The organism is Streptomyces sp. NPDC033174 (assembly GCF_055577795.1).
In genome coordinates this window covers 423,416-447,467 of the sequence record NZ_JBVIPQ010000001.1, presented here as the reverse complement: position 1 = coordinate 447,467, position 24,052 = coordinate 423,416, and the positions used below count along the sequence as shown (strand labels likewise).

General features: G+C 71.7%; 22 protein-coding genes. 9 read left to right on the top strand and 13 right to left on the bottom strand.

What is annotated here, in order from left to right:
- Positions 1 to 13: 13 nt before the first annotated feature.
- Both ACZ5VC_RS02110 and cobS read right to left on the bottom strand, forming a co-directional pair.
- Positions 14 to 1,213, bottom strand: a complete 1,200-nt coding sequence (locus ACZ5VC_RS02110) for a hypothetical protein (protein WP_469118202.1) — start codon at positions 1,211 to 1,213, stop codon at positions 14 to 16.
- 120 nt (positions 1,214 to 1,333) lie between these two features.
- Positions 1,334 to 2,098, bottom strand: a complete 765-nt coding sequence (gene cobS, locus ACZ5VC_RS02105; protein ID WP_469118201.1) for an adenosylcobinamide-GDP ribazoletransferase — start codon at positions 2,096 to 2,098, stop codon at positions 1,334 to 1,336.
- Between the two features lie 68 nt (positions 2,099 to 2,166).
- Here cobS and ACZ5VC_RS02100 point away from each other — a divergent pair, with 68 nt between their 5' ends.
- A complete protein-coding gene (locus ACZ5VC_RS02100; protein WP_469118200.1) occupies positions 2,167 to 2,931 on the top strand; it encodes a hypothetical protein in 765 nt (254 codons plus the stop codon).
- Here ACZ5VC_RS02100 and ACZ5VC_RS02095 read toward each other — a convergent pair.
- The 4 genes from ACZ5VC_RS02095 to ACZ5VC_RS02080 form a co-directional block, all read right to left on the bottom strand.
- The gene (locus tag ACZ5VC_RS02095) at positions 2,858 to 3,580 is read right to left on the bottom strand and encodes a hypothetical protein (RefSeq protein ID WP_469118199.1); all 723 of its coding nucleotides are present in this window, start codon (positions 3,578 to 3,580) and stop codon (positions 2,858 to 2,860) included. The two genes, ACZ5VC_RS02100 and ACZ5VC_RS02095, sit on opposite strands and share 74 nt — an antisense overlap.
- Positions 3,577 to 5,370: a phosphatidylglycerol lysyltransferase domain-containing protein gene (locus tag ACZ5VC_RS02090; RefSeq protein WP_469118198.1), complete on the bottom strand. Its 1,794-nt coding sequence runs from the start codon at positions 5,368 to 5,370 to the stop codon at positions 3,577 to 3,579. The genes ACZ5VC_RS02095 and ACZ5VC_RS02090 overlap by 4 nt, the downstream gene beginning before the upstream one ends.
- Before the next feature lie 89 nt (positions 5,371 to 5,459).
- Positions 5,460 to 6,554 (bottom strand): nicotinate-nucleotide--dimethylbenzimidazole phosphoribosyltransferase, encoded by a 1,095-nt coding sequence (cobT, locus tag ACZ5VC_RS02085; protein WP_469118197.1) that lies wholly within the window; start codon positions 6,552 to 6,554, stop codon positions 5,460 to 5,462.
- Positions 6,555 to 6,640: 86 nt separating this feature from the next.
- Entirely contained in the window at positions 6,641 to 7,840 is a 1,200-nt protein-coding gene (locus tag ACZ5VC_RS02080) for a bifunctional adenosylcobinamide kinase/adenosylcobinamide-phosphate guanylyltransferase (protein WP_469118196.1), read from the bottom strand.
- Between the two features lie 92 nt (positions 7,841 to 7,932).
- Between ACZ5VC_RS02080 and ACZ5VC_RS02075 the strand changes: the two genes are divergently transcribed.
- Positions 7,933 to 8,139: a hypothetical protein gene (locus tag ACZ5VC_RS02075; protein ID WP_469118195.1), complete on the top strand. Its 207-nt coding sequence runs from the start codon at positions 7,933 to 7,935 to the stop codon at positions 8,137 to 8,139.
- 69 nt (positions 8,140 to 8,208) lie between these two features.
- Here ACZ5VC_RS02075 and ACZ5VC_RS02070 read toward each other — a convergent pair whose 3' ends face one another.
- From ACZ5VC_RS02070 to ACZ5VC_RS02060, 3 genes are all read right to left on the bottom strand, one after another.
- Positions 8,209 to 9,285, bottom strand: a complete 1,077-nt coding sequence (locus ACZ5VC_RS02070; protein ID WP_469118194.1) for a S1C family serine protease — start codon at positions 9,283 to 9,285, stop codon at positions 8,209 to 8,211.
- Positions 9,286 to 9,364: 79 nt separating this feature from the next.
- Positions 9,365 to 10,141, bottom strand: a complete 777-nt coding sequence (locus tag ACZ5VC_RS02065; RefSeq protein ID WP_469118193.1) for a class I SAM-dependent methyltransferase — start codon at positions 10,139 to 10,141, stop codon at positions 9,365 to 9,367.
- 62 nt (positions 10,142 to 10,203) lie between these two features.
- Positions 10,204 to 10,800, bottom strand: coding sequence for a DUF3043 domain-containing protein (locus ACZ5VC_RS02060; protein WP_469118192.1), 597 nt, complete (start codon positions 10,798 to 10,800; stop codon positions 10,204 to 10,206).
- Between the two features lie 285 nt (positions 10,801 to 11,085).
- On the opposite strand from ACZ5VC_RS02060, the gene ACZ5VC_RS02055 reads away from it, so the two are divergent.
- The 5 genes from ACZ5VC_RS02055 to ACZ5VC_RS02035 all read left to right on the top strand — a co-directional run bounded on the left by ACZ5VC_RS02055 (position 11,086) and on the right by ACZ5VC_RS02035 (position 17,521).
- A complete protein-coding gene (locus ACZ5VC_RS02055; protein ID WP_469118191.1) occupies positions 11,086 to 11,889 on the top strand; it encodes a PspA/IM30 family protein in 804 nt (267 codons plus the stop codon).
- Between the two features lie 10 nt (positions 11,890 to 11,899).
- The gene (gene pspAA / locus ACZ5VC_RS02050; protein WP_469118190.1) at positions 11,900 to 12,181 is read left to right on the top strand and encodes a PspA-associated protein PspAA; all 282 of its coding nucleotides are present in this window, start codon (positions 11,900 to 11,902) and stop codon (positions 12,179 to 12,181) included.
- A 105-nt stretch (positions 12,182 to 12,286) separates the two neighbouring features.
- Entirely contained in the window at positions 12,287 to 13,543 is a 1,257-nt protein-coding gene (locus tag ACZ5VC_RS02045; protein WP_469118189.1) for a sensor histidine kinase, read from the top strand.
- Positions 13,540 to 14,226 (top strand): response regulator, encoded by a 687-nt coding sequence (locus tag ACZ5VC_RS02040; RefSeq protein WP_469118188.1) that lies wholly within the window; start codon positions 13,540 to 13,542, stop codon positions 14,224 to 14,226. The genes ACZ5VC_RS02045 and ACZ5VC_RS02040 overlap by 4 nt, the downstream gene beginning before the upstream one ends.
- 169 nt (positions 14,227 to 14,395) lie before the next feature.
- The gene (locus ACZ5VC_RS02035) at positions 14,396 to 17,521 is read left to right on the top strand and encodes an efflux RND transporter permease subunit (protein ID WP_469118187.1); all 3,126 of its coding nucleotides are present in this window, start codon (positions 14,396 to 14,398) and stop codon (positions 17,519 to 17,521) included.
- An 81-nt stretch (positions 17,522 to 17,602) separates the two neighbouring features.
- On the opposite strand, the gene nadA is transcribed toward ACZ5VC_RS02035, so the two are convergent.
- Positions 17,603 to 18,784 carry a quinolinate synthase NadA gene (gene nadA / locus ACZ5VC_RS02030; RefSeq protein WP_469118186.1) on the bottom strand — a complete coding sequence of 394 codons (1,182 nt, stop codon included), beginning with the start codon at positions 18,782 to 18,784 and terminating at the stop codon, positions 17,603 to 17,605.
- Positions 18,785 to 19,027: 243 nt separating this feature from the next.
- Here nadA and ACZ5VC_RS02025 point away from each other — a divergent pair, with 243 nt between their 5' ends.
- Positions 19,028 to 19,384 carry a HesB/IscA family protein gene (locus tag ACZ5VC_RS02025; protein WP_018848827.1) on the top strand — a complete coding sequence of 119 codons (357 nt, stop codon included), beginning with the start codon at positions 19,028 to 19,030 and terminating at the stop codon, positions 19,382 to 19,384.
- Positions 19,385 to 19,462: 78 nt separating this feature from the next.
- Here the strand turns inward: ACZ5VC_RS02025 and ACZ5VC_RS02020 are convergent, their stop codons facing one another.
- Both ACZ5VC_RS02020 and ACZ5VC_RS02015 read right to left on the bottom strand, forming a co-directional pair.
- Entirely contained in the window at positions 19,463 to 20,956 is a 1,494-nt protein-coding gene (locus ACZ5VC_RS02020; protein WP_469118185.1) for a hypothetical protein, read from the bottom strand.
- Positions 20,957 to 21,043: 87 nt separating this feature from the next.
- Complete coding sequence (locus ACZ5VC_RS02015; protein WP_468705084.1) at positions 21,044 to 21,244, bottom strand: hypothetical protein; 201 nt, start codon at positions 21,242 to 21,244, stop codon at positions 21,044 to 21,046.
- A 179-nt stretch (positions 21,245 to 21,423) separates the two neighbouring features.
- Here ACZ5VC_RS02015 and ACZ5VC_RS02010 point away from each other — a divergent pair, with 179 nt between their 5' ends.
- Positions 21,424 to 22,398, top strand: coding sequence for a carbohydrate kinase family protein (locus tag ACZ5VC_RS02010; protein ID WP_469118184.1), 975 nt, complete (start codon positions 21,424 to 21,426; stop codon positions 22,396 to 22,398).
- A 21-nt stretch (positions 22,399 to 22,419) separates the two neighbouring features.
- Here ACZ5VC_RS02010 and ACZ5VC_RS02005 read toward each other — a convergent pair whose 3' ends face one another.
- Positions 22,420 to 23,847: an aminotransferase class V-fold PLP-dependent enzyme gene (locus tag ACZ5VC_RS02005; protein WP_469118183.1), complete on the bottom strand. Its 1,428-nt coding sequence runs from the start codon at positions 23,845 to 23,847 to the stop codon at positions 22,420 to 22,422.
- Positions 23,848 to 24,052 lie beyond the last annotated feature (205 nt).

Genomic DNA, 24,052 nt, shown 5'->3' with positions numbered 1-24,052 from the left:
CGCCCCGTCCCCTTCAGTCCGCCCGTCCCTCACCGGTGACGACGTAACAGGTGGCGCGGCCGCCGCCCGGCTCCGACCACTCGCGTGCGGACGACCACGTGAACCAGAACCGGTCGGTCGTCGCGGACCGGCCGCACGCCTTCTCCGCCTGCTTCAGCGCCTTCTCGGCCCCCGGGTAGTCCCCGTCGAGCCAGGCCTGTGCGAAGACCCGGCCGTCGTGCCGGCCGGCGCACGGGACACGGACGACCATCCGGGTGTGCCGCAGGCCGGTGTTGAAGTCCAGGCATTCGCCCGCCTTGGCGTCGAAGCTGGAGATCACCGCGGCGCCCGCGTCCAGGTTCCGCCCCGGCGGCGAGGCGGAGGCGGCGGGCTTCGACGCGCCGAAGTCGTCGAGGGAGAGCTCGACGCGCACCCCCGTCACCTCGGCCAGTGCGCTGGGGATCACCCTCGTGTCCCCCTTCTTCGCGAGGACGGACGACACGTCGGCCACGGCGTGGGTGATCCTGCCGTCGCCGTCGACGTCCAGGGTCACCGGGACGGTGGACCCGTCGTCGTAGAGGGGGATCGGGGCGAACTCCTGCCGCAGGTCGTACGGGAAGAGGTGCATGGCGACGGTGCGGGAGAAGTCGGCCCGGTAGGTCCGGCCCGCCGTCCCCTGCCGCGAGGTCGCCTCGGCGCCGCTCAGGGCCTCCAGGAGCGTGCCGCCGACGGGCGCCTCGGTGCCGCGCAGATGACTGATCGAGTCGATGCCCCAGAGCGGTTTCGCGTCGGCCGCCCCGTAGCTCAGCCAGTACGCCGAGGACGCGGCCCGGTAGTGGATGGTCTGGTTGTCGACGACGTACCGGCCGGACGCGTCGGCGGTCCCGCGCCCCTGCGTCGCGCCGAGGACCGCCTCCCTGGTCTCCGCGGGGAAGCCGCTCGGCACCTTCCAGGTGCTCGTCGCCTCGCCCCTGCCGCTCGCGAAGTCCAGCCTGCCCGTGAGCGTCTGGACCGCCGTGCCCTTCTTCGACGTGAACGTCACCGTCTGGGTGAATCCCGCGCTGCCCGTCTTCTGGGTCCGGCGCACCGCCAGGAAGACCTGGCGACCGAGGGGCTGCGAGAAGACGGGGTGCGAGGAGGGGGCGGCCTTCGGCTGATCGCCGCCGTCACAGGCGGAGAGGCACAGAGCGGTGGCGGCGAGAACGGCGACGAGCGCGGGCGAGCGTGTGATCACGGCTTCATGACCTGCGCGTCGAGCGGAAGGTTGCCCTCCACGACGTCACGGAACGATCACTTCAACGCATGATCACGTCAGCGCATGATCACCTCGGTGAACGACCACCTCGGCGACCGGTCACCCCAGGGTCAGTGCTACCAGCGCCATAGTCGCCGCCGTTTCCTCCACCGCGCCGAACACGTCCCCCGTCACCCCGCCGAACCGCCGCACGCAGCGCCGTAGCAGCAGCTCGGCCGCCAGCAGCGCGGCCGCCGCCGAGAGGAGTGCCCGCAGGGGCCCGTACGGGTCGAGGAGAGTGCCCGACACCGCGCACGCCGCAAGGACCAGGGCGGTCACGGCGGCGGCGGGGCCCGCGGGGACCGTTCCCGCGACCATCGCGCCCAGGCCCTCGGGGCGGGCGGCCGGGACGCCCGTCCGGGAGGCCAGGGTGAGGGCGAGGCGGGAGACGGTGGCCGCGAGGGCGGCGGCCACCAGGCCGTGGGCCCACCCCTCGCCGTACAGCTCGAACAGCGCCGCGACCTGAGCCAGTAGGAAGAAGAGCAGTGTGATCACACCGAACGGTCCGATGTCCGACTGCTTCATGATCCGCAGCGCGTCCTCGGCCGGCCGCGCGCTGCCCAGGCCGTCGGCCGTGTCCGCGAGGCCGTCCAGATGCAGCCCCCGGGTCATCGCCGCCGGGACGGCCGCGGAGAGGACGGCGGCGAGCAGCGGGCCTGCGCCGAGCAGCAGGGCGAGGCCGCCGGCCGCCGCGGCGGCCAGGCCCACCACGAGCCCCGCCACCGGCGCGCGGAGCATTCCGGCGCGCGCCGCGTCCCGGTCCCAGCGGGTCACACGGGCGGGAAGCACGGTGAGCGTGCCGAAGGCGAAGCGGATGCCGTCCATTCGGGGCAGAGTAGTCGCCGCACCGCCCGGTTAAATTACGCATAACGCGCACAAGGGAAGCGGGTGGCATGGGTCACTGGTTCTACCGCAACGTCGTCGAGCCCGGGAAGCTGCCGCTGCTGCTCGCGCTGGCCTCCTTCGTGCTGACGTTCCTGCTCACCCGGACCGTCACCCGGCTGATCCGGGCCGGGAAGGGGCCGTTCGGGAACGTGAGCTCCGGCGGGCTGCACATCCACCACGTGGTGCCCGGGGTGATCCTCGTCGTCATCGGCGGTTTCGGCGCGGTCGCCACCGGCCGGGAGGGATGGGCCGCCGGCTTCTTCGCCGTCGTCTTCGGGCTCGGGGCGGGCCTGGTCCTCGACGAGTTCGCCCTGATCCTGCACCTCGACGACGTGTACTGGAGCGATCAGGGCCGCAAGAGCGTCGAGGTCGTCGTGCTGACCGCCGCACTGGTGACGCTGGTGCTCGGTGGCTTCTCGCCGCTCGGCGTCAACGAGCTCAGCCCCGGTGAGCGGGAGAACCGGGGCAGCCTGATCCTCACCCTCGCGGTGAACTTCCTCTTCGTCCTCGCCGCCCTGTTCAAGGGCAAGTTCAAGCTGGCGATCATCGGCACCCTGGTGCCGTTCGTGGCCGTCTTCGGAGCCCTCCGCCTCGCCCGCCCCGGCTCCCTGTGGGCACGCCGGATCTACCGCCGGCGGCCGAAGGCGCGCGCCCGCGCCGGACTGCGCGCCTACCATCACGACCGCCGCTGGAACGGCGTCAGCCGCCGTCTCCAGGACCTGATCGGCGGGTTTCAGGAGCGCGTGCCGGGCCACGGCCCCCGCCGCCACTGACCCCGTCCGGCTTCCGCTCCCGCCACCCCGAGACCGCGCACACCACCAGGACCGCCGCGATGGCCGCCAGGTGTTCCTTGCCGGCGAGGTTGTTCTTGACCACCACCTCTATCACCATCGCGAGCACCACCAGCCCCCCGGTCAGCCACGCCCGGTAGCGCCAGGAGACGAAGACCGCGAGCCCGACGACCGCCGCCGACGGGCCGGTGTCGACGACCAGGGAGTCCGAGGAGGGCAGCCCCAGGGTGCTGTCCGGCCCGAGCGCGATGCCCACGCGGGCGTACATCGTTCCGGCGAGAGTCGCCAGATACGCCAGGGCCAGGGTCCGCCACCGGCCCAGACAGATCTCGGCGACACCGAACACCAGCAGCACCTGCCCGAGGGCCCCCCACACGGGCAGGTCCAGCGCGGGGACGCACAGCGACAGGGGGGTCCGCAGCAGCGCGAGCCACAGCGGGTCCTCGGCCCGTACGGAACCCGTGTTCTGGACGGGCTCGTAGCCCCAGTCCTGGTTCTGCACGAGCTGGAGCAGTGCCGTCAGACAGACCGCCGCGAGCGTCATCGGGATCGCGCGCCACCTCCTGACGACGAGCGCCGCGCGCACCGTCTCGTACAACGTCCCCCATTCGCGGCGCGCGAAGGCTCTCAACGCCCGCCCTCCAGATGCTTGCGGTACAGCCACTTGGGCAGGCCGGGGGCTTCGAGGAAGCCCTCCGCGCGGCCCGCGGCGACGCCGATGCGCAGCAGATCGGCGCTCTTCTCGAAGAGCATGAAGCGGGGCTCCCAGATCGGTCGGTACTTGGCGTTGGCGCGGTACAGCGACTCGATCTGCCACCAGCGGGAGAAGAAGCTGAGCAGCGAGCGCCACAGCCGGAGCACGGGACCGGCCCCGAGCTTCGCGCCACGTTCGAAGACCGATCGGAACATCGCGAAGTTGAGCGAGACCTGAGTGATCCCGATCTCCTTCGCCTGCTGGAGGAGTTCGATGACCATGAACTCCATCAGGCCGTTCTCGGAGTTCCGGTCACGCCGCATCAGGTCCAGCGACAGGCCCTCGGGGCCCCACGGGACGAACGACAGCACCGCCCTCAGGTCGCCCCGGGCGTCGGTGCACTCGAGCATCACGCACCGCCCGTCGGCCGGGTCGCCGAGCCGTCCGAGCGCCATCGAGAAACCGCGCTCGGTGGCGCCGTCGCGCCAGTCGTCGGCCTTGCGCAGCAACTCGGCCATCTCCTCGGCGGGAATCTCCTCATGACGGCGGATCCGCACCCGATACCCGGCCCGGCCCGCCCGGTTGTACGCCTGCCGGACCGTGCGCATCGCCCGCCCGTCCAGGGTGAACTCGTCGGTCTCCACGATCGCCTCGTCGCCCAGCTCCAGGGCGTCCAGGCCGTGCCGCGCGTAGATCGTCCCGGCCTCCTCGCTCGCGCCCATCACGGCCGGGATCCAGCCGTGCTCGCGCGCCTCGGCCAGCCAGGGCTCGATCGCCCCCGGCCAGGCCTCCGGGTCGCCGATCGGGTCACCCGACGCGAGCGAGACGCCACCGACGACGCGGTAGACGACGGCCGCCTTCTCGCTGGCCGACCACACCGCGCTCTTCTCGCGGCGCAGCGCGAAGTAGCCGAGGGAGTCGCGCTCGCCGTACTTGTCGAGGAGCGCGCGCAGCTTCTCCTCGTCCTCCTCGGTGAGCGGATCGACGGCCCGGCGCGAGCGGAACGCCGCGAACAGCACGGCGAACAGCAGCAGCGTGGACAGGACGTTGATGGCGACGTCGACCCAGCCGGGAGTGGAGATGCCCGCGATCCCGGCGTCGTCGGGCACGAGCGTCACCAGCCGCATCACGCCGTAGCGCCACCGGTCGAGGAAGCCCGCGGAGGAGGCCGCGGTGTTGGTGACGGTGACCAGGACGGCCGCGAGCAGCGAGGCCACGAGAAGCCCGGCGGCGGCCACGACGGCCGCGAGACGGGGGTTGGACCGGTCGCCCCGTGCGTAGAACTCCTTGCGGCCGAGCAGCAGCGCGAGGACGAAGGCGGCTGTGAGGACCAGGGAGAGCCAGTTCTGCGGGTGGCGCCGGATCTCGGGGAAGACCATCGCGAAGGCGAAGAGCGGCAGGAACAGCCCGCTGAGCACGGTGTTGAGGATCCACGCGGCACGCTTGCGGCGCCGCATGGTGATCGCCAGGAAGAGCGTGAAGGCGCCGGAGGCGAAGCCCGCCGTCAGCAGGTACGGGGTGAAGAAGTCGTCCGTGTTGTGCCGGCGCAGGTCCTGGCCGAGGGAGACCCAGACGGCGCTCAGGAAGTTGATGAACGTGACGACGCGCAGGTACCAGACGGCGAACGCGGCGGCGCGTCGCGAGCGACGGCTGCTCCGGGGCGCCCCTTCGGCGGACGTACGGTCGGTACGAACGGCACGGTCGGCAGACAAAAGGACCTCTCCCATGAAACGTGATCATATGGGGCATCACATGTCATGGCGGACGCCGGTACGGCCGTCGATGACGCGTGGCGGCCGTACCCGCGTTCGGTCCGCTACTCCTCCGCCTCGTCCCCCGTCTTGTCCTCCGCCTTCTGCTCCGCCGCCGGGGGCTCCGGCAGTTCGGGCAGCTCCGCGGCGAGCGCGGCGGAAGCCTGGACAAGGGGAAGGGCCAGCAGTGCCCCGGTTCCCTCTCCCACAGTGACGCCGTGGTCGAGCAGGGGGTTGAGTGCCATCCGGTCCAGCGCCTTCATCTGCGCCGGCTCACCGGTCACCTGACCCGCCAGCCACCAGTCCGGCGCCCGGAACGCGGCCCGCTGGGCCACCAGAGCGCAGGCCGCCGAGACCACACCGTCCAGAATCACCGGCATCCGCCGTACCGCGCTCTGCAGCAGGAAGCCGGTCGTCGCCGCCAGGTCCGCGCCGCCGACCGCCGCCAGCAGCTCCAGCTGGTCGCCGAGTACGGGACGGGCCCGCCGGAGCGCGTCACGGATCGCCGCGCACTTGCGCATCCAGGCCAGATCGTCGATGCCCGCGCCCCCGCGCCCGGTCACCACCGAGGCGTCCGTGCCGCACAGCGCCGCGATCAGCGCCGAGGCGGGCGTGGTGCCGCCCACGCTCAGATCGCCGAGCACCACCAGGTCGGTGCCCGAGTCGGCCTCCTCGTCGGCGATCGCCATGCCGAGGCGCACCGCCCGCTCGGCCTCCTCCGCCGTCAGGGCGTCCTCGATGTCGATGCGGCCGCTGCCGCGCCGCACCCGGTGGCGCACCACATCGGCGGGCAGCAGCTCCGGGTCGCAGTCCAGACCCGCGTCGACCACCCGCACCGGAACGTTCATGCGGCGGGCCAGGACCGCGACCGGGCTCGCGCCGTCCAGCACGGACCGTACTAGCTCATGGGCCGTCCCGGCCGGCCGGCCCGAGACACCGAGACCGGCCACCCCGTGGTCGCCGGCGAACAGCACCACCCGTGGCTGTTCGATCGCCTTGACCGGTACCGAGGCCTGCGCGGCCGAGAGCCACTCGCCAAGCTCGTCGAGACGGCCGAGCGTGCCGGGGGCCACGGCCAGGCGCGCACGGCGCTCCTCGGCGTCGCGGCGCATCCCGTTGTCGGGGCGTTCGATCAGGTCGGAGAAGTCGTCCAGGTTCACAGGGTTCCGCCTTGAGACGTCATCAACAGCCAGCACATTCGTCGAACAGTACCGGCAGCCCGCGTCCGCCCGCGGAGTCGGCGAAGTCAGCCGCGCAGCGGCAGCGCCTGGCCCGACACGACCAGCAGGACGTGCTCGCACTCGTCGCCGAAGGCGGCGTTCAACCGGCCCAGTTCGTCACGGAACCGGCGGCCCGACGCCGTGGCGGGCACGACCCCGGAACCGACCTCGTTCGTCACCGCGACGATCGTCCGGGGCGTCGCCCGCACCGCCGCCACCAGCTCGTCCACGCGCTCCCGCAGGGCGTCCTGGCCGCCCTTGAGCCAGGTGTCGTCGTCCCAGGCGCCCACCCGGTCCATCGCGTCCGTCAGCCACAGCGACAGACAGTCGATCAGCAGCGCGGGCCCCTCGCCGGTGAGCAGCGGCACCAGATCACAGGTCTCGACCGTGCGCCACGACGCCGGCCGGCGCTCCCGGTGCAGGCTCACCCGGGCCGCCCACTCGGCATCCCCGTACCGGGCGATGCCCGTCGCCACGTACACCACCTCGGGGAACGTCTCCAGGCGCCGCTCCGCCTCCAGCGACTTGCCCGACCTGGCCCCGCCGGTCACGAGCGTGCGCCGGGGCACGTCGGGCACGTCCTGGTACTCGCCGACGACCAGCGTGGTCCCGTCCGGGACGGCCCGCGCCCCGGCCGCCGCCAACCGCCTGGCCAGCTCGGGCCCCGGGGGCACGTCATGGTCCAGGTGCACGGCGACGACATCCGTCGCCGGACCGACGGCGCCCGTGGCCCGCAGCCGCGCCAGTCCGTCGGGCCGGCCGGTCACATCGGCGACGACCATGTCGTACGTGTTGGGGCCGTCCGGCAGACCCGCCGGGGCGCCGCCCGGCGGCAGATAGAGCAGCCGCTCGCCCTCCGGCGAGGTCACCTCGTACCCCGTGCCCGGCGAGTCCATCGCCACGGCCCTCACCCGGTGCCCGCTGATCAGCGTCAACTCCGCGCCGTCCGGCACCCGCCCGGCGGTCGGCAGCGCGGCGGGCAGCTCCATGGTGGGCCCCTCGTGCGGATGCGTCAGCAGGACCTGCCGTACGCCCACGAGCGAATGCCCCGCCCGGGCGGCGGCCAGCGCGGCGCCGGGCGTCAGATCGAGCAGCAGCGCGCCGTCCACGAGCAGGGCGGTGGCGGCTCGCGCGAACGCGCCACGGGCGGACGCGCACGCGGCGCAGGGGCAGTCGGGGCGGGGGAGCCCGCCGGGGGCTCCGGTGCCGAGCAGAGTCAGTTCCACGAGAACGATCCTCCCGCGTCACCGCGCCGGGTGCGCGCCCGGCTACGCTGCGGGCAGGAAACTGATCACCTGGCGGGACTCGGGAGGCGGACATGGCATGGACGTGGCGGTTCGAGAAGTCCGACGGGACGGAGGTCCAGCCGGCCGTGGAGCCGGAGGAGTTCACGACGCAGGGGGACGCGGAGTCGTGGATCGGTGAGACCTGGAAGGCCCTGCTGGACGGCGGGGCGACGCAGGTGACGCTGTTCGAGGACGCGACGAAGATCTACGGCCCGATGAGTCTGAACCCGGAGGCGTAGGCGGCGGCCCTGCTCGGGCCGGGGCCTCCTGCCGGAGGCCCCGGCACCCCGCCGGGCGCGTGCCGCCCGTCAGATCTCGCCGAGGACGACCACGGCCGTCTTCGAGGCTCCTTTGCGTGTGTAGGTCACGGTGATCTTCTGGCCCGGCTCGGCGGCGGCCAGCGCCTCCGACAGGGAGGTGATGGTCGTGATCGGCTCGGAGCCGAGCTTGGTGATGATGTCCCCGGGCCGCAGCCCTGCCTTCTCGGCCGCGCCGCCGGACGTCACTTCGACGATGGCCACCCCGGCCGGCTGGTAGGCGTCGTCGAGCACCGTACGGCCGGTGATGTTCAGGGCCGCCCGGCCCGAGTCCGTGACCTTGCCGTCCTTGACGATCTGGTCGGCGACGGTCCTGACCATCGACACCGGGATCGCGAAGCCGATGCCCGGCGCCGCGATGCCGCCCAGCTCCGGGTCGGTCGCCGCCAGCGTCGGAATGCCGATGATCTCGCCGTCCAGGTTCACCAGCGCGCCGCCGCTGTTCCCAGGGTTGATCGCGGCCGAGGTCTGCACCATGTTGGCGATGGTCGCGCCCGTGCCGCCGCCCGTCCGGCCCTCGCTGACCGTCCGGCCGGTGCCCGACACGATGCCCTGGGTGACGCTGCTGGACAGACCGAGCGGCGATCCCATCGCCAGGACGATCTGCCCGACCTCCACCTTGGAGGAGTCGCCGAACTTCGCCGGCTTGATCCCCTGCGGCACGTCGTCCAGCTTGATGACGGCGAGGTCCTGGTCGGGATAGCTGGAGACGAGTTTCGCGGTCAGCGCGGCCCCGCCCGTGGCGACGGTGACCTTGAAGGTCCGCTCCTCGCCCACCACATGCGCGTTGGTGACGATGTGTCCCTTGGCGTCGTAGATGATCCCGGACCCGAGACTGTTGGCCGCCTCGATCTGCACGACCGACGGCAGCACGTCCTTGATCACGGTCTGGTAGTCGGTCTCCAGCTCGTTGTCGGCCACCGGGGCGGCCGCCTGCGTCGAGGGTCGTCCCGCCACGTCGGGGGAGGAGCCGCCGGAGCAGCCCGCGACGAGGGCGACGGCGCATACTGCCGCCGTCAGGGGCGGCAGGGCGCGGGCACGGCGTCGGACGAGCACGGAGGAATCCATGCCTGAAGTGTCACTTCGGTCCCCCCGGCACGCCTGACTTAGACCGCCGATCAGGCGTCGGCCGTCCCCGCCGTCGTTTTCAGCCGCGCACGCCGCACAGATGCAACAGCGCCGCGATCCTGCGGTACGGCTCCGTGCGCCCCGCCCGGTCCTCGGCCGCAAGCAGCCGCTCCAGCTCCGCGGCGGCGGGCAGGCCCACGTCGTTCGGCACACCGTCGGTGAAGACCCGTACGCCGTACCAGGCGTGCAGGGGCGCCGCGATCCCGGCGAGCGTCGAGGTCAGCGCGTCCAACCGGTCGGCGCGGACTTTCTGGCCCAGCCGGTCGGCGTACGTGTCCGAGTCGAAGGCGGCGGTCGCGCCCGCCCAGTCCCCGGCCAGGCCCGGCCGCATGGCCAGCGCCTCCGCGTTCCGTACGACCAGGGACAGCAGGCCGCCGGGCGCCAGCATCCGGGCGAGGCCCGCCAGCAGCGCGTCCGGCTCGTTCACATACATCAGCACGCCGTGGCAGAGCACCACGTCGAAGCTGCCGGGCAGGAAGTGCACCCCGGTCTCGCGGCCGTCGCCCTCGACCAGCCGGACCCGCTCGCGGATGCCGGCGGGCTCGGAGGCGAGGGCCTCACGGGCCGCCTTCAGCAGTTCCGCGTCGGCCTCCAGGCCGGTCACGGTGTGTCCGCCCCTGGCCAGGCGCAGGGCCTGAGTGCCCTGGCCCATGCCGACGTCGAGTATCCGCAGCCGCTGCCCCACGGGGTAACGGGCGGCTATCTGCTCGTCGAGCTGGCGGGCGACGAGCTCCTGGCGGACGGTGTCGCGCAGCCCGCCGGAGCCGGCCGACCAGTGCGCCGGAGCGCCTCCCAAGCCGGAGAGCTCCCCGGGCGCACCGGACGTGCCGGGCCCACCGGAGTCGCAGAGGTGGGTGCTCAGGGCCGCTCTCCGCGCTTGACCTGCGGCTTCGGCAGCCGCAGTCGACGCATCTGGAGCGTACGCATCAGGCCGTAGGCGACAGCGCCGCGCTTCGGCTCGTTCGGGAAGCGCTCGTTCAGCTGCTTCCTGAGCCGGATCGTGATGCCGATCGAGTCGATGACGATCATCACGATCACACCGAGCCAGAGCAGCAGCGAGATGTTCTGCAGCTGACCGACCCTGATCATGGACAGGACCAGGATCACCACGGCCATCGGGAGGAAGAACTCCGCGATGCAGAAGCGCGAGTCGACGAAGTCGCGCACGAAGCGGCGGACCGGGCCCTTGTCGCGGGCCGGCAGATAGCGCTCGTCACCGCTGGCCAGCGCCTCGCGCTGCTTGGCGAGATCCACACGGCGGGCCTCGCGCTGGCGGCGCATGGCCTCCTTGCGGTCGGTCGGTGCCGTCGACGCACGGCGACGCTGGGTCTGGGCCTCACTCCGCTTCGGGGTCGGGCGGCCCTTGGGGGCCTCGGGGTCGCGGGGCTGCTTGGAGAGGTCCGCCGTCACCTTGTCGGTGGGGGCCTTCTCTTCCTTGGAACGGCTACGGAACACAAAACCCAAGGGTACGGGGTAGGACGCATGGACCCCACCCCGTCGGGGAACGATCCGGCAACGAGCTGCGTCCCTACCAGCGTCCGTACCGGGCCAGAACGGACGGCACCGCACGGGATCCCTGAGGGCCGCCTACTCCTCGCGCCGGAGCGGACCCCGTGCGCAGTCGTCCTTGGGGAGGAGCACATCCGTCCTCGAACAGTGCGGTAATGGATGCAGGGCCCGTACTGTGGGTTCTGTTGGAGTGCTTGAGCCGAGTCCGTCAGAAGGGGGCGCGCGAAGCCCATGAGCGGTGTCATGAAGCGTATGGGGATGATCTTCCGCGCGAAGGCAAACAAGGCCCTTGACCGGGCCGAGGATCCGCGCGAGACCCTCGATTACTCCTACCAGAAGCAGCTGGAGCTGCTCCAGAAGGTGCGCCGGGGCGTCGCCGACGTGGCGACCTCGCGCAAACGCCTGGAGCTGCAGCTGAACCAGCTCCAGGGCCAGTCCTCCAAGCTGGAGGACCAGGGCCGCAAGGCGCTGGCGCTCGGCCGTGAGGACCTGGCGCGAGAGGCGCTGTCCCGCAGGGCGGCGCTGCAGCAGCAGGTCACCGACCTCGAGGTGCAGCACCAGACGCTGCAGGGCGAGGAGGAGAAGCTGACGCTCGCGGCGCAGCGGCTCCAGGCCAAGGTCGACGCCTTCCGCACGAAGAAGGAGACCATCAAGGCGACCTACACGGCGGCGCAGGCGCAGACCCGGATCGCGGAGTCCTTCTCCGGCATCTCGGAGGAGATGAGCGACGTCGGCGTCGCGATCCAGCGCGCCGAGGACAAGACCGCGCAGCTCCAGGCGCGGGCCGGCGCGATCGACGAGCTGCTCGCCTCGGGCGCGCTCGACGACCAGTCCGGCCTCCAGAAGGACGACCTCCAGGCGGAGCTGGACCGGCTGTCCGGCGGTACGGACGTGGAGCTGGAGCTCCAGCGGATGAAGGCGGAGCTGGCCGGGGGCCCGACGTCGCAGCAGGCCATCGAAGGCGGCGCGGCCGGCGGGGCGACCCCGCAGGACCAGCCCCAGCAGTCCTCCCACCCGAAGTTCGACAAGCAGTAAGGACGGCGTCATGATCGTGAGGATCATGGGGGAGGGTCAGGTGAGGCTCGGCGACAGCCACCTCGCCGAACTGGACAAGCTCGACGACGAGCTGCTGCGGGAGATGCAGGGGGGCGACGACGACGGTTTCCGCCGCACGCTCCACGCACTCCTGCACCGGGTCCGCGAACTGGGCGACCCGCTCCCGGACGACGCCCTGGAGCCCTCCGAACTGATCCTCCCGTCCCCGGACGCGACCCTCGAAGAGGTGCGCGCAATGCTGGGCGACGAGGGCCTGATCCCCTCCTTCTGACCGGCCCCATCTCCAACACCCGCAGTGCCCCCGAGGCCCCAGGCCACGGGGGCGCCGCGGTTCGGGGGGAGGGGCGCCCACGGCCGCTCCGCATACGCCGTACCGTTGCTTGGCGTGACGACCTCGACCGCCCTCGGCAGTGGGCTCACGCGGACCCGGTGCTGGCTGCGGGCGCATCCGCTCGCTTTCGACGGGGGCCTCGCCCTCGCCGTGCTCGTGTGCATGGTCGCCGGGTCGTTCGCCGACCCGCACGGGCCGCACGGACCCACCTTCGGGACCCGGACGCCCGAGGTGCGCAGTCTGCTGCTGATGCTGCTCGGGGCCGGCGCACTCGTGCTGCGGCGGCGCAACCCGCTCGCCGTCCTCCTCTTCACCGGCGCCGTCAGCCTCGTCGAGCTGGTGGCCGGCGGCGATCCGCCCGCCCCGGTCGCGATGAGCGCCGTCATCGCGCTCTGCACGGTCGCCGCCCGCACCGACCGCCCCACCACCTGGCGCGTCGGTCTGCTCACGATGGCCGTGCTCACCGGCGCCGCGATGTTTTTCGGAACCACCCCCTGGTACACCCAGGAGAACCTCGGCATCTTCGCCTGGACCGGCATGGCCGCGGCCGCCGGGGACGCCGTCCGCAGCCGCCGTGCCTTCGTCGACGCGATACGCGAGCGCGCCGAGCGGGCCGAGCGCACCAGGGACGAGGAGGCCAAGCGCCGCGTCGCCGAAGAGCGCCTGCGGATCGCCCGCGACCTCCATGACGTCGTCGCCCACCACATCGCCCTGGTCAACGTCCAGGCCGGCGTCGCGGCCCACGTCATGGACAAGCGTCCCGACCAGGCCAAGGAAGCACTCGCGCACGTGCGGGACGCCAGCCGCTCCGCCCTGAACGAGCTGCGGGCCACCGTGGGCCTGCTGCGCCAGTCCGGCGACCCGGAGGCCCCCACCGAACCGGCCCCCGGCCTCGGCGTCCTCGACGAGCTGCTCGACACCTTCCGCCACGCCGGGCTCCCCGTCGATCTGGCCCGCACCGACCACGACACGCGGCTGCCCGCCGCCGTCGACCTCGCCGCCTACCGGATCATCCAGGAGGCGCTGACCAACGTACGCAAGCACGCCGGCCCGGACGCCAAGGCCGAGGTGAGCGTCCTGCGGGTCGGCAGGACCGTCGAGGTCACCGTCCTCGACAACGGCGCCTGCGAGACCCCCGCCCAGCAGGCTCCCGGCCGGGACACCGGCGGGCATGGACTCATCGGCATGCGCGAACGCGTCACCGCGCTCGGCGGCACCCTCACCGCGGCCCCCCGCTACGGCGGCGGCTTCCGCGTCCAGGCGATACTGCCCCTCAAGGCCCACCCGGAGGGGGACGCATGACGATCAGGGTGCTGCTCGCCGACGACCAGGCGCTGCTGCGCAGCGCGTTCAAGGTGCTCGTGAACTCCGAGCCCGACATGGAGGTCGTCGGGGAGGCGGCCGACGGTGCCGAGGCCGTCACCCTCGCCCGCTCCGAGAAGGCCGACGTCGTCCTCATGGACATCCGGATGCCCGGCACGGACGGCCTCGCCGCCACCCGTCTGATCAGCGCCGATCCGGAGCTGTCGGAGGTACGGGTGGTCATGCTGACCACCTTCGAGGTCGACGAGTACGTCGTGCAGTCGCTGCGCGCGGGCGCGTCCGGCTTCCTCGGAAAGGGCGCGGAGCCGGACGAACTCCTCAGCGCCATCCGGATCGCCGCCGCCGGTGAGGCACTGCTCTCGCCCGTGGCGACCAAGGGTCTGATCGCCAAGTTCCTCGCCCAGGGCGGAAGTTCGGAGCCCGGCCAGGAGGCCGGGGCCCACTCCGAGCGGCTCGCGGCGCTGACCGTACGGGAACGCGAGGTCCTCGTCCTCGTCGCCGGCGGGCACTCCAACGACGAGATCGCCGACCGCCTCGAAGTCAGCCCGCTCACCGTCAAGACCCATGTGAACCGTGCGATGGCGAAACTCGGCGCCCGTGACCGTGCCCAATTGGTGGTCATCGCGTACGAATCGGGCCTGGTACGTCCAAGGGTGGAGTAGGACGCGCCCACGGCGTACTCCAGGCGCGGTATGCGGGACGTGAGGAATCTGGACCTGCGGCCGACGGATCCCTCCGTGGAATGGCAGATCGTATAAGCGGGCCATTGGTGCCCACGGACGGGCCGCCTCAGGTGCCCACCTGCCGAGTACGCCACAGAAGAGAGACCCCATGTCCTGGCTGTCCAGATTCAGCCTCGCGCAACGGGCCCTGACAGGGCTGATCTCGATCGTCGCGATCGTCTTCGGAGCGATCGCCATCCCGCAGCTGAAGCAGCAGCTGCTGCCCTCCATCGAACTCCCGATGGTCTCGGTCCTCGCCCCCTACCAGGGCGCGTCCCCCGATGTGGTGGAGAAGCAGGTCGTCGAACCGCTCGAGAACACCATCAAGGCCGTCGACGGCATCAAGGGCATCACCTCCACGGCGTCCGAGGGCAACGCCGTGATCATGGCCACCTTCGACTACGGGGACGAGGGCACCAAGCAGCTCGTCGCCGATGTCCAGCAGGCCGTGAACCGCGCCCGGGTCCAGCTCCCGGACACCGTCGACCCCCAGGTCGTCGCCGGTTCGACGGACGACATCCCGACCGTCGTCCTCGCCGTCACCTCCGACAAGGACCAGCAGGCCCTCGCCGACCAGCTGGAGCGGACCGTCGTCCCCGCCCTGGAGGACATCGACGGTGTCGGCCAGGTCTCCGTCGACGGCGTCCAGGACCTCCAGGTCTCGGTCACCCCCGACGACACGAAGCTCGCGGCCGCGGGGATCACCTCCATGGCGCTCGGCGAGGCCCTGAAATCGGGCGGCGCGACGGTCCCGGCCGGATCCTTCTCGGAAGCGGGCAAGAGCCGTACGGTCCAGGTCGGCGGTGGCTTCACCTCCCTGAAGCAGATCGAGGACCTGCGGATCGCCCCGACGGCGCCCGGCAAGGGCACGCCGGTCCGCCTCGGTGACATCGCCACCGTGAAGCAGCAGGAGTCCCAGCGGGTCTCCCTCACCCGTACGAACGGCAGGCCCAGCCTCGCCGTCATGGCCACCATGGACAACGACGGCAGCGCCGTCGCCATCTCCGAAGCGGTCAAGGACAAGCTGCCCGTGCTCCGCAAGGACCTGGGCGCCGGCGCCGAGCTGACGGTCGTCTCCGACCAGGGCCCGGCCGTCTCCAAGTCCATCTCCGGCCTCACCACGGAGGGCGCGCTCGGCCTGGTCTTCGCCGTCCTCGTCATCCTGGTGTTCCTGGCCTCGCTCCGCTCCACCCTGGTCACCGCGGTCTCCATCCCGCTGTCGGTGGTCCTCGCCCTCATCGTGCTGTGGACGAGGGACCTCTCCCTCAACATGCTGACGCTGGGCGCCCTGACCATCGCGATCGGCCGGGTCGTCGACGACTCGATCGTGGTCCTGGAGAACATCAAGCGGCACCTCGGCTACGGCGAGGAGCGCCAGGCGGCGATCCTGACCGCCGTCCGCGAGGTCGCCGGCGCGGTCACCTCCTCCACGCTCACCACCGTGGCCGTGTTCCTGCCGATCGGCCTGGTCGGCGGCATGGTGGGCGAGCTGTTCGGCTCGTTCAGCCTGACGGTGACCGCGGCCCTGCTGGCGTCGCTGCTCGTCTCGCTGACGGTCGTCCCGGTGCTCTCGTTCTGGTTCCTGCGCGCCCCCAAGGGCACCTCCGAGGACCCCGACGAGGCGCGCCGCGCCGCCGAGGAGAAGGAGAGCCGCAGCAGGCTCCAGCGCATGTACGTCCCGGTGCTCCGGTTCGCCACCCGCCGCCGCCTCACCAGCGTCGCCCTCGCGATCGTGGTGCTCGTGGGCACCTTCGGCATGGCGCCGCTGCTGAAGACGAACTTCTTCGACCAGGGCGAGCAGGAGGTCCTCTCCATCAAGCAGGAGCTCGCGGCGGGCACCAGCCTGGAGGCGGCCGACGCGGCGTCGAAGAAGGTCGAGAAGGTCCTGGCCTCGGTCGACGGGGTGAAGGACTATCAGGTCACTGTCGGCTCCTCCGGCTTCATGGCGGCCTTCGGTGGCGGTACGGGCGCCAACCAGGCCTCTTACCAGGTGACCCTGGAGGACTCGGCGTCGTACGAGAAGACCCGCGACCGCATCGACGAGGAGCTGGGCAGGCTCGACGGCATCGGCGACACGACGATCGCGGCGGGCGACGGCTTCGGCAGCCAGGACCTGAGCGTCGTGGTGAAGGCGTCGGACGCGCAGACGCTGAAGAAGGCGTCCGAAGAGGTCCGTGCCGTGGTCTCCGAGCTCGACGACGTCACCGACGTGCAGAGTGATCTCTCGCAGTCGGTGCCGCGGATCTCGGTCAGGGCCACCGCGAAGGCGGCGGAGGCCGGCTTCAACGAGACGACCCTCGGCATGGCGGTGGCGCAGGCGGTCCGCGGCACCCCGTCGGGCAGGGCGATCCTCGACGACACCGAGCGGGACATCGTCATCACGTCGGCCCGCCCGGCGAAGACGCTGGACGAGCTGAAGGCGCTGCCCCTCGGCCCGGTGAAGCTGGGCGACATCGCCGAGGTGAAGCTGGTCCCGGGCCCGGTCTCGATGACCAGGATCGACGGCTCGCGGGCCGCGACGATCACCGCCAAGCCGACCGGTGACAACACCGGCGCGGTGAGCTCGGCCCTCCAGTCGAAGATCAGTTCGCTGGACCTGCCCGAGGGCGCCACCGCCTCCATCGGAGGCGTCTCCGAGGACCAGAGCGAGGCGTTCCTGAAGCTGGGCCTCGCGATGCTGGCGGCGATCGCGATCGTGTTCATGCTGCTGGTCGCGACCTTCAAGTCCCTGGTCCAGCCGCTGATCCTGCTGGTGTCCATCCCCTTCGCGGCGACGGGCGCGATCGGTCTGCTGATCCTGACCGGGACGGCGATGGGCGTCCCGGCGATGATCGGTCTGCTGATGCTCATCGGCATCGTGGTCACCAACGCGATCGTCCTGATCGACCTGATCAACCAGTACCGGGCGCAGGGTCTGGGCGTCGTCGAAGCGGTCGTCGAGGGCGGCCGCCACCGGCTCCGCCCGATCCTGATGACGGCACTGGCGACGATCTTCGCACTGCTGCCGATGGCCCTGGGCGTCACGGGCGAGGGCGGCTTCATCGCGCAGCCGCTGGCGGTGGTGGTGATCGGCGGTCTGATCACCTCGACGCTGCTGACCCTGCTGCTCGTCCCGACGCTCTACGCGATGGTCGAGCTCCGCAAGGAGCGCCGTGCGAAGAAGAAGGCGGCGAAGCGGGAGCGGAAGTCGGCCGCGCCGACCGCGTCGGAGACTCCGGAGCGGGTCAACGCCTGACCCCCCGGCGGCCACTCGGACACGCGTGAGGGGCGCCCCGCAACGGCGGGGCGCCCCTCATCAACGTACGACTGCTACCGGCTACGGAAGCGCCAGCATCCGCTCCAGGGCCAGCTTCGCGAAGCTCTCCGTCTCCCGGTCGACCTGGATCCGGTTGACCAGGTTGCCCTCGGCCAGCGACTCCAGCGTCCACACCAGGTGCGGCAGGTCGATGCGGTTCATCGTCGAGCAGAAGCAGACCGTCTTGTCGAGGAAGACGATCTCCTTGTCGGGGTGCGCGTTCGCCACCCGGCGGACCAGGTTCAGCTCGGTGCCGATGGCCCACTTGGAGCCGGACGGGGCCGCCTCCAGCGTCTTGATGATGTACTCCGTCGAGCCCACGTAGTCCGCGGCCGCCACGACCTCGTGCTTGCACTCGGGGTGCACCAGCACGTTGACGCCCGGGATCCGCTCCCGCACGTCGTTGACCGAGTCCAGGGAGAACCGGCCGTGCACCGAGCAGTGCCCGCGCCACAGGATCATCTTGGCGTTGCGCAGCTCCTCGACGGTCAGGCCGCCGTTGGGCTTGTGCGGGTTGTAGAGCACGCAGTCCTCGAGCGACATGCCCATGTCGCGCACCGCGGTGTTGCGGCCGAGGTGCTGGTCCGGCAGGAACAGCACCTTCTCTCCCTGCTCGAAGGCCCAGTCCAGGGCCCGCTTGGCGTTCGAGGACGTGCAGATCGTTCCGCCGTGCTTGCCGGTGAACGCCTTGATGTCGGCGGAGGAGTTCATGTACGAGACGGGCACGACCTGCTCGGCGATGCCGGCCTCGGTCAGCACGTCCCAGCACTCGGCGACCTGCTCGGCCGTGGCCATGTCGGCCATCGAGCAGCCCGCCGCCAGGTCGGGCAGCACGACCTTCTGGTCGTCGGACGTCAGGATGTCCGCCGACTCGGCCATGAAGTGCACACCGCAGAAGACGATGTACTCGGCCTCCGGCCGGGCCGCCGCGTCACGCGCGAGCTTGAAGGAGTCGCCGGTGACGTCCGCGAACTGGATGACCTCGTCGCGCTGGTAGTGGTGCCCCAGGACGAAGACCTTGTCCCCGAGCTTCTCCTTGGCCGCGCGGGCACGCTCCACCAGGTCCGGGTCGGACGGCGAGGGAAGGTCGCCGGGGCACTCCACGCCGCGCTCGCTCTTCGAGTCGGCCTCTCGGCCGAGAAGCAGCAGCGCGAGGGGCGACGGCTGGACATCCAGGGGCTGGGCGGTGGTCACGTCACGCACCTTTTCTTCTCTGCAGACAGGCCTTCTCGTCTATTTGACGCTATCTATCATAACTGCTTCACGTCACTTTGACGATGGCCATAGTGTCGATGTGACACATCACCTCTCCACGGACCGGTGCTTGCCCATGGCGGGGTGTGCGAGCATGAAAGGGACAAGCAAGCCTCGGCTTGGAATGAATCCGCGGCCCCGCCGGTTGCAACCGTCGGCAAGCAGTCTCCGTACAACCCGGGAGAGAAGCAGATGTCCGTATCGGACGAGAAGACCACTGTCAGCGACGGCATCCTCCTGTCTGACGCCGCCGCGGCCAAGGTCAAGGCCCTGCTCGACCAGGAAGGCCGCGACGACCTGGCACTGCGTGTCGCCGTTCAGCCCGGCGGCTGCTCCGGCCTTCGTTACCAGCTGTTCTTCGACGAGCGTTCGCTCGACGGTGACGTCGTGAAGGACTTCGACGGAGTCAAGGTCGTCACCGACCGCATGAGCGCCCCGTACCTGGGCGGCGCCTCGATCGACTTCGTCGACACGATCGAGAAGCAGGGCTTCACGATCGACAACCCGAACGCCACGGGCTCCTGCGCCTGCGGCGACTCGTTCAGCTAAACGGCGACGCGTCGGCGGCGGCCCCCGATTCCACCGGGGGCCGCCGCCTTCGTGCGTCCGGACAGACGGCGCGCGGGCTCAGCGCGCCTGCGGGACCGGCGAGCCGCTCGCCGCGTCCACGACCTGCCGGCCGCCCAGCGGCTCCTTGAGCGTGACCGTCTTCGTCACCTCCACCGCCATCGCGATACAGGCCCGGTCGTGCTTGAGGGGCGTCTCCGTGATGGTCAGCGAGACCCGCGCCGCGCTCTCGTCCGCCCGGACGGCGTAGTTGCTGCACACGCCGCCCCAGAAGGTGACCGAGAGCGTCCGGCCGTCCACGGAGTACGACTGGACCTGCCGCGGCGGCGCCGCGTCGTCGGACGGCACCGGAACCGGCGTCGGCGTGGGTGTGGGCCTCGGCGACAGGTACTGCGGCGCCACGGCGGTCTGCGCCACCGTGAACGGCCGGGCCCCGGCCTTCGGCTCCACCTCGAACAGCCAGGACGGCACGAGTGCCTGCCGGCCGTCCACCAGCTGCGCGGCCAGACCGAAGACCGCCTTGGTGACCGTCATCTCCTGGGAAGCGTCCCGGTCGGGCGCCACCCGGCACGGCTTCGCCGGCGCGGTCGGCCCCGCGAGATCGGCCGCTCCGGCCAGACCCGCGGGCTTCTCGCCCTTCGCCGCCGGGGGATCCGTGGCGCAGCCGCCGATGTCTTCCGGGCCCGCTCCCCGTGCCGCCTCGTTCAGCTGCTTCAGCGCCTCGGCAGCGCCGATCACCGGATAGACATCGCCCTTGACGGGCTTCTCCAGTTGTCCGCTTCCGCCCATCAGCCGGCCGTCGGGACCGACTTGGACGCCCGTCGACCAGCCGTAGGTCGGCAGCCCGCCGACGACCGGATCGGCGTTCACGACCCGGACCGCGCCCATCACCTGGCTCGCGTCCAGCTCGGCGTCCGGCTGGCCCACCGTCTTCAGCACCCCGGCCACGGCCTTCTTCGCCGCCTCCTCGCTCACCGGCGTACCGCCCGTGCCCGGGGTCGTACCGCCACCGCACGGCTTGCCCTTCAGGCAGTTGTCCTCGCGGGGCCCGCCGTCGTACTGCGTGAACGACCACGTCCCGGGCGCCTCCGCCCGGACCTCCAGCAGGGGCCCGAAACCGTCCTTCGGCGGGGCGATCTTCCACACCGGGCCCACCAGCCGCGGCGTGCCCGCCACCCCGAGGGCCTTCGCCAGGCGCGCCACCTCGTCCTGCGTGACCCGGCCCTTCGCCCGGTGGACGGGCGCCGACGCCGGGCCGGCCGGCAGCCTGCCCTTGGCCCGGTAGACCGTCCCGGACGGATCCGGCTCGCCCGGCGCGATACCGGGCCCCGGCCCGTCACCCGCCCCGGCGAGCCGCAGCGGCGGGGGAGTGCGCCCCGCGTCGGCCGCGCCGGGCCGGTCGTCCGTACGGCCGCCGTCGGACGCGGCCGTCGTGAAATACACCCCGCCGCCCCCGGCGAGCAGGACCGCCGCGGTCACCGAGGCGACCACGAGCGGCGACCACCTCCGCCGCGGCTTCTCCGGCGTGGACTGCGTGGGCTCCGTACCGCTCACCGCATCGCTCCTTCATCTGTCGTGTTCCCTTGACGGGAGACACCGATGGGACGGAACGCGGCAGCGCACGGTTCCCCGCGTGCGCCGTCAGGGGTTCATCAGGGGCTCGATCAGACGGGCCGACGCGGCGGGCACGACGACGCCGTGGATCAGCGAGGGAGGCACCGGCGCGGGGGAACCCACCGCCGGCACGGCCCAGTGGCGCACCATGCGCGCGCTGTCCCCGCACAGCTGCGCGAGAGTGATCTCGGTCTCCTGCTGCTCACGAAGAGCGGTGTGCTTCGGCATAGCCGCACCGTATGCACGCCGGGCCCCCGGAAAAAAGGCCTACTCTGGGGTAGTTTCCGCACTTCAGGCGGGCCTTTCGGCCAGGTAGCCTCAATTGTCAACTCCCGCCGTCACCCACCGCCTCCCTTGCGGGAGCGCCGCGCGCGCTCCCTTTTCAATTCCACAGGAGCGCCTCGCCGATGCGTATCGCAGTCACCGGCTCCATCGCCACCGATCACCTCATGACCTTCCCGGGCCGGTTCGCGGACCAGCTCGTGGCGGACCAGCTGCACACGGTCTCGCTCTCGTTCCTCGTCGACAACCTCGACGTGCGCAGGGGAGGCGTCGGCGCCAACATCTGCTTCGGCATGGGGCAGCTCGGCACCCGTCCGATCCTCGTCGGCGCGGCCGGCTCGGACTTCGACGAGTACCGCGCCTGGCTCGACCGCCACGGCGTCGACACCGGCTCGGTCCGGATCTCCGAGGTGCTGCACACCGCGCGCTTCGTCTGCACCACCGACGCCGACCACAACCAGATCGGCTCCTTCTACACCGGCGCCATGAGCGAGGCCCGGCAGATCGAGCTGAAGGCCGTCGCCGACCGCGTCGGCGGCCTCGACCTGGTCCTGATCGGCGCGGACGACCCCGAGGCGATGCTGCGCCACACCGAGGAGTGCAAGGCCCGCGCGATCCCCTTCGCGGCCGACTTCTCGCAGCAGATCGCCCGGATGAACGGCGACGAGATCCGCACCCTCCTGGAGGGCGCGACCTACCTCTTCTCCAACGAGTACGAGAAGGGCCTCATCGAGTCCAAGACCGGTTGGACCGACGAGGAGATCCTGGGGAAGGTCGGCCACCGGGTCACCACGCTGGGATCGCGCGGCGTCCGCATCGAGCGGCTCGGCGACGACCCGATCGAGGTCGGCTGCCCGGAGGAGGAGCGCAAGGTCGAGCCCACCGGCGTCGGTGACGCCTTCCGCGCCGGCTTCCTCTCCGGCCTCTCCTGGGGCGTGAGCCTGGAGCGCGCGGCCCAGGTCGGCTGCATGCTGGCCACGCTGGTGATCGAGACCCTCGGCACCCAGGAGTACACCCTGCGCCGCGCCCACTTCATGGAGCGGTTCACCAAGGCGTACGGCGACCTGGCCGCCGCCGACGTCCAGAAGCACATCCCGTAGTCCGGCGGCGCGCCCGCGCCGTCACGCGACCCGGCGGACCACGTACGCGACACCGCGGTCCGCCGGCCGCTCGCCGACGTACTCCTGCCCGCGCATCTCGCACCACGCGGGAATGTCCAGCCGGGCCGCCTCGTCGTCCGAGAGGACCGTGACGGTCCCGCCGACGGGTACGTCCCCGATCACCTTGGCCAGCTCGATCACCGGGATGGGGCAGCGCCTGCCGAGCGCGTCCACGACGAGGGTGCCGTCGTCGGGGGAGCCGCCCGGGGCGTCGGCCGTCCGGGATGCGCCGACGGTGGCCGGGGCGGACACGGCGGTGGCCGGCACCCCCAGGTTCTGCCGTACGCCCGCCACGACCCCCGGCAGGACCTCCAGGAAACGGTCCACGTCGCCGGCCGCCGTCCCCGGCGGCAGGGACACCCGGACGTTCCCCTCGGACAGCACACCCATCGCCCGCAGCACATGGCTCGGCGTCAGCGTGGAACTCGTACACGACGAACCGGATGAAACGGAGAAACCCTCCCGGTCCAGCTCGTGCAGCAGCGTCTCCCCGTCGACATAGAGACACGAGAAGGTGACCAGATGCGGGAGCCGGCGCCGGGCGTCGCCGACCACCTCGACATCCGGCACCAGCTCCGGCACCCGGGTACGGATCAGATCCACCAGCGCCCGCAGCCGGACGCCCTCCTCCACCGCCTCCGCGCGCACCGCCCGCAGCGACGCCGCCGCCGCCACGATCGCCGGGATGTTCTCGAAGCCGGCCGCCCGCCCCGACTCCCGCTCGTCCGCCGGGCCTTGGACGGCGAACCGCACACCCTTGCGCACCGCGAGCAGTCCGACCCCCGCAGGGCCTCCCCATTTGTGGGCACTTGCCGCCAGCAGCGACCAATCACCCTCCACCGGACCCCAGGCGAGCGACTGCGCCGCGTCCACGAGAAGCGGAACACCCGCCGCCCGGCACGCCTCGGCGACCCGTGCCACCGGCTGTTCGGTACCGACCTCGTGGTTGGCGGACTGGAGGCAGGCCAGGGCCGTGTCCTCGCGCAGCGCCGCCGCGTACCCGGCCGGATCCACCGCCCCCTCCCGGCCCACCGCCACCTCGGTCACCGTCCCGCCGGCCAGCTCGTGATCGGCGGCGGCATGCAGGACGGAGGAGTGCTCCACGGCGGACACCATCAGATGGCTCCCGACACGACGACGCCCCGCGAGCGCTCCGGAGATCCCCGAGTGAACAGCGCGCGTCCCCGAAGGAGTGAAGACGAGTTCGTCGGGACGGCACCCCACGGCCTCGGCGGCGGCCTCCCGGGCGGCGTCCAGCAGCAGCCGGGCGCGCCGCCCCTCGCGGTAGAGCCGGGCCGGGTCGGCCCAGCCCTCGTCGAGCGCGGCCTGCAGGGCCTGGCGGGCCACGGGGTGCAGCGGAGCGGCGGAAGCGGCATCGAAATAGGGCACGTGTCCACGCTAACCCCAGCCCTGGAGGGGCCGTCAGACGGGCGCGTCCGAGGGCCGGTCGGCTCCGCCCCGGCAGCCCGCGGAACCATGGAGTCCACCCCTTCGGGGAGTCGGGCGGCGCGTTGGGCACCCTCCCCGCGCGACCCCAAATAGCGTCCAGTAGGGTTTGGTCCGCATAAACATCCAAACCCCTGCCCGCGGCCAG

What these genes read in the sequence shown, in the direction of transcription:
- cobS (WP_469118201.1), bottom strand. Translation starts at nt 2,098, where the DNA reads ATGGACGGCATCCGCTTCGCCTTCGGCACGCTCACCGTGCTTCCCGCC.
- ACZ5VC_RS02100 (WP_469118200.1), top strand. Translation starts at nt 2,167, where the DNA reads ATGGGTCACTGGTTCTACCGCAACGTCGTCGAGCCCGGGAAGCTGCCG.
- ACZ5VC_RS02090 (WP_469118198.1), bottom strand. Translation starts at nt 5,370, where the DNA reads ATGGGAGAGGTCCTTTTGTCTGCCGACCGTGCCGTTCGTACCGACCGT.
- ACZ5VC_RS02075 (WP_469118195.1), top strand. Translation starts at nt 7,933, where the DNA reads ATGGCATGGACGTGGCGGTTCGAGAAGTCCGACGGGACGGAGGTCCAG.
- ACZ5VC_RS02070 (WP_469118194.1), bottom strand. Translation starts at nt 9,285, where the DNA reads ATGGATTCCTCCGTGCTCGTCCGACGCCGTGCCCGCGCCCTGCCGCCC.
- ACZ5VC_RS02055 (WP_469118191.1), top strand. Translation starts at nt 11,086, where the DNA reads ATGAGCGGTGTCATGAAGCGTATGGGGATGATCTTCCGCGCGAAGGCA.
- pspAA (WP_469118190.1), top strand. Translation starts at nt 11,900, where the DNA reads ATGATCGTGAGGATCATGGGGGAGGGTCAGGTGAGGCTCGGCGACAGC.
- ACZ5VC_RS02040 (WP_469118188.1), top strand. Translation starts at nt 13,540, where the DNA reads ATGACGATCAGGGTGCTGCTCGCCGACGACCAGGCGCTGCTGCGCAGC.
- ACZ5VC_RS02035 (WP_469118187.1), top strand. Translation starts at nt 14,396, where the DNA reads ATGTCCTGGCTGTCCAGATTCAGCCTCGCGCAACGGGCCCTGACAGGG.
- ACZ5VC_RS02025 (WP_018848827.1), top strand. Translation starts at nt 19,028, where the DNA reads ATGTCCGTATCGGACGAGAAGACCACTGTCAGCGACGGCATCCTCCTG.
- ACZ5VC_RS02015 (WP_468705084.1), bottom strand. Translation starts at nt 21,244, where the DNA reads ATGCCGAAGCACACCGCTCTTCGTGAGCAGCAGGAGACCGAGATCACT.
- ACZ5VC_RS02010 (WP_469118184.1), top strand. Translation starts at nt 21,424, where the DNA reads ATGCGTATCGCAGTCACCGGCTCCATCGCCACCGATCACCTCATGACC.